Source organism: Candidatus Angelobacter sp. (genome assembly GCA_035607015.1).
Taxonomy (GTDB): Bacteria; Verrucomicrobiota; Verrucomicrobiia; order Limisphaerales; family AV2; genus AV2.
Genome location: DATNDF010000490.1, coordinates 1 through 3,866, shown reverse-complemented (window position 1 = coordinate 3,866; position 3,866 = coordinate 1). Strand labels below are relative to the sequence as shown.

The following is a 3,866-nucleotide window of genomic DNA, read 5'->3' as shown; positions in this document are numbered from 1 at the left end:
GCGAAACTGCTGCGCCGCGCGCTGCTTGTCGATCTGGTATCGTTTGCTCAATTGCGACTCCTTTTGAAATGCACAGGTTGGCCGGAGCCTATCACGGCTCCGGCCTGAGTCGCTGGTTTCAACTAAAAAGCGGGCAACCTCCTCACTCACAGGAAAGTTAAAAAATTTTTCGAGTAGGAAAGTAAAGGACTTAACCCAAAAATCGGCATTTTCCCAAAACCTGAAATTTGGAGCCCCTATGCTAAAACTCAAATCAGGAAGCGAGCTTCTCCGAAGAAGCCGCGCGACCGAAATCCCTGACCAGGGAACGTTGATTAAGGTGAAACTGGACCTCGTGCACCCTCAAAGTGACGAGAGAACCGCCTAAACCGACTCAGGGTTTAGGCAAGGCTTTCAGCGAGCGAAAGACGTGGCTGCTAGCTCCAGAGGTTGGAAAAGGCGGCAGCCAGTCAATCAGGGTCACGCGTCGCGGGACTCAGAGAGACACCATCCGATTCACTGGCGGCAGGATGCCGGGGCCAACAACCCGACCTCCTGCCGCCGCAACGACAAACCACGATCACAAAGGAAAAGGGAGAAGTGTAGGTGCCTTTATCTCTGCGCGTCTGTGCTTCTATCGCGGCGAAGTTCGTCGCATCGTTTTCGTGAATCCCGTGCATTTGGTGAACCGCAATCGCACCGTTCAGCCCGAATTGGTCGCTGAACTGGTATCGCGGCTTGTGGCTGGTAAGGCAAATGCCCGCAGCACAAATGCGGGCACTTGTCGCAGCGCACAACAGCGCGTTGAAGCGCTTGTCGTCCGGCGGACTGTTTCGCGGATTAGGAGCGCTTAACACCACCCGCTTCGCTGGAGTATTGTATTGAGAACCGTGCCGCGAGCATTTGACGCCGTTCTCTTCGACTTTGATGGAGTTCTTGTCGACAGCGAACCAATTCATCATTGGGCGTGGAGGGGAGTGCTTGCTCGATTCGGTGTTGACCTTCCATGGATGGCATACGCCGAGCGCTGTATAGGTCAAGGTCTGCCTTCGATCGTTCGAAACTTAGCGGAGTTCTCTGCTGGATCTGTTTCGTCCGAAGCTCTGATGGAAGAGTACCCTCGCAAGGACCGTGCTTATCGTGTCCGCATGCTCGAAACGCCACCGGTATACGAGGAAACCGTTGCTCTGCTGGCAGAGATCCGGCTTCCAATGGCAGTTGTAACCTCAAATGGAAGGGAAGAAATCGAGCCGATTTTGAACGCCCTTTCAATTCACAATCGGTTTTCTGCGTTTGTTTTTCGAGAGGATGTCACTAGGCACAAGCCCGATCCCGCCCCCTACATCCGTGCGGCGCAACTGCTCAACGCGATTAATCCACTGGTCGTGGAGGACTCGGAGGCGGGATGTCTGGCCGCGCTTGCCGCGGGGTTCGAATGGGTGAAGATCCAACATCCCCGGTCGATGGCAACCAGCGTTCGCAAAAAACTGGGTCTAAGCAAGTGAAGGATAGAGGACGTTGAACTCAGCGCAAGCGGCTATGCGAGGGGCGTGTTGACACACAGTATTTCAACGGATGGATTCGGCGAACTTCTGATAAGCCGCGAGTATCTGGGGCGCAACAGCGGCGTAGCGCTCTCGCGGGTCGGCCGTTTCTCGTCCAAACCAGCGGACGAACTCCTCATGCACGATCGTCGTCGTCTGTTCGAGTGAAAGGTTGTCGCTCATCCGAGATAGAACCGAGCCGGCTTCCGGATCATATTCGTCGGTGTTGTCCTCGAAATTAATGCCAATCGGATCGTGACGAAAGAGGATCGCGGAGATTTCGTTGAGGGCTTGCTGATAGGAGGCCGACAGATCCTTTCGTCGTTGTCGATGAATTCGGAGTTCGCCTGGTGTCATCGATACTCTTTATTGTGATTGGCTCGGTGCCGGGCATGGCGGCAAAGAACTGATCATCGCATGTCTGACCCGAGAGACACCATCCGATTCAATGGCGGCAGGATGCGGCGGACCAACAACCCGGCCCCTGCCGCCGCAAACGCCAAGGCCCTAGCGCGCCAGCGCCGCAATCGAGCCTTTGTAAATGCCCAGGCGATGATGCGCAAGATCGAGCACAAGCGAATAGCGGTAGTCGAACGGCGCGACGCCAATCAGGCCCGGGAACTCCTGATCGCGGTCGGGGCCCGCGGGATCGAAGTAAACCATAGGATGCGCAAAGCAGGTCTTGCCGACGCACATCTCACTCTTTAACGGCGCGCCGATCGCCGTTTTCTGCTTCCCCCACGATTCCGCGCCTATCCGCTCGTTCGCGGGGTCCGATGGTTGACGCCCGGTGAGTTCCGGCCAGAGGCCGCGCACAGTGCTGATCGCACTGACAGCCGAGCCGGTATCGAAGAACAGATTACGGAATTCAGTTCCATTCAATGAAACCGGGACGAAGAGTTTGCCGTTACGATCCCCGTGGCGATATTCGACGGAAACGAAGTCGAGTCCCCGCGCAATGGCGCCGGGGAGTGCCTCGTCTTTATCGAGAATGGCGATCTGCTGCGCGGCGAAATCCATCAGAAGAATGCGGGACTCGAAAAATGACACCCCAATTGTTCCGATGACCGGCGGATCGCCGGATGGCTCTTGAAGCGGAAATCTGCTAAAGGGCTCGTCCAGCATTGGACGGCCTGCGACGATTCCGCTGAGCGCTATAGACACGTGCGCGAGGTCCAATCGCTCCGTCTTGCTCATGTATAAAACGTTGCCGCTGGCGCCCGTATCCAGTTGCATGCGAGCCAGCGCGGGCTGAGAGTCCAGCTTGACGTCGAGCAGAAGCGCCGCGTGTGATTCCACGCGCGGGCCAAGGTCGCCCGCCTCCCAAATCATCTTCGTCCAGTTGATGGATTGCGCGTGCGCGACGGTCGCCAGCGCGGCAAGAAGGATTATCTTCAACTCAGTACGATTCTACGGCGGCGGTCGCATGCCTGGCAAACCGATAAATGGTCCAGCCAATTGCCAGTCACAAAAAAGTGAAAACTTTATTAGGCTGATTTATCAATCAGTTGCAGAGAATATCCTCAAAAGTGCTTGGTGCCCGTATGTTAAAACTCAATCAGGAAGCGCTTCAGAGAAGAAGCGTAACCGATTCCCCGGCCGGGAACGTTGATTGAGGTGAAACTGGGTCTTGTCCGTCGGGTCACACGGGAGTGATTGACCGAGAGCGGATAAGAAAACAGTCTAAACGGGGTTTAGATGAAGCCGTAAGAGCGAAAGCGTGAACGCGGCTCCAGAGGATGGAAAAGGCGGCAGCCAATCAATCAGAGTCATGCGTCGCGGACGCAGCGCAGTCCAATCCGCAGACCTCAACTGGCTCGAGAGACACCATCCAATCCACTGGCGGCAGGAACACGGCGGGCTAACAACCCGACCCCCTGCCGCCCCAACGTCAAAATCGCCTCGGCGATTTTGATGCAAACAGACAACGAAAGGAGAGGGAAAGGTGTTTTTGTTTTATCTGCGTTCATCTGCGGCCAATAAAAAACCCTGAACAAAGCGCCACCAAAAGGAATAACCAGAAAGGAGAACCCGAAACTTGTACCGAAGCCTGGCAATCGCATTCATAACCGCCGCAGCCCTGGCCGCCCAAGCACCCCAGGGAGAACTGCGCCTAACGATCAAAGACCCCACCGGCGCAGCCATGCAGGCCACCGGATCCCTCACCGGCCCAACCACGAAAAATTTCCAGACAGACCCCCAGGGCAACGCCGCCGTGACCAATCTCCTCTACGGCCACTACCAGCTCCAGCTCTCGAGCTCCGGCTTCACGCCCCAAACCCTCCAGCTCGATATCGACTCCGCAACACCCGTCGCGCGTACCGTGACCATGGCCCTTGCCGC

The 3,866-nt window shown here is 56.3% G+C and carries 6 protein-coding genes; 2 read left to right on the top strand and 4 right to left on the bottom strand.

The genetic code is table 11. The features are described from left to right. Together VN887_19525 and VN887_19520 are read right to left on the bottom strand one after the other, a co-directional pair. A partial coding sequence (locus VN887_19525; protein HXT42207.1) for a hypothetical protein occupies nt 1-252 on the bottom strand: 252 nt, incomplete at its 3' end. A 197-nt stretch (nt 253-449) separates the two neighbouring features. Then, complete coding sequence (locus VN887_19520) at nt 450-1,019, bottom strand: hypothetical protein (GenBank protein HXT42206.1); 570 nt, start codon at nt 1,017-1,019, stop codon at nt 450-452. On the opposite strand from VN887_19520, the gene VN887_19515 reads away from it, so the two are divergent. After that, nucleotides 933-1,484, top strand: coding sequence for an HAD family phosphatase (locus VN887_19515; protein ID HXT42205.1), 552 nt, complete (start codon nt 933-935; stop codon nt 1,482-1,484). The genes VN887_19520 and VN887_19515 overlap by 87 nt on opposite strands. 63 nt (nt 1,485-1,547) lie before the next feature. On the opposite strand, the gene VN887_19510 is transcribed toward VN887_19515, so the two are convergent. Then, entirely contained in the window at nt 1,548-1,880 is a 333-nt protein-coding gene (locus VN887_19510; GenBank protein ID HXT42204.1) for a hypothetical protein, read from the bottom strand. A 150-nt stretch (nt 1,881-2,030) separates the two neighbouring features. Next, nucleotides 2,031-2,921, bottom strand: coding sequence for a hypothetical protein (locus tag VN887_19505; GenBank protein ID HXT42203.1), 891 nt, complete (start codon nt 2,919-2,921; stop codon nt 2,031-2,033). A 640-nt stretch (nt 2,922-3,561) separates the two neighbouring features. On the opposite strand from VN887_19505, the gene VN887_19500 reads away from it, so the two are divergent. Then, nucleotides 3,562-3,866, top strand: a 305-nt coding sequence (locus VN887_19500; protein HXT42202.1) for a carboxypeptidase-like regulatory domain-containing protein, incomplete at its 3' end; no start/stop codon positions are given.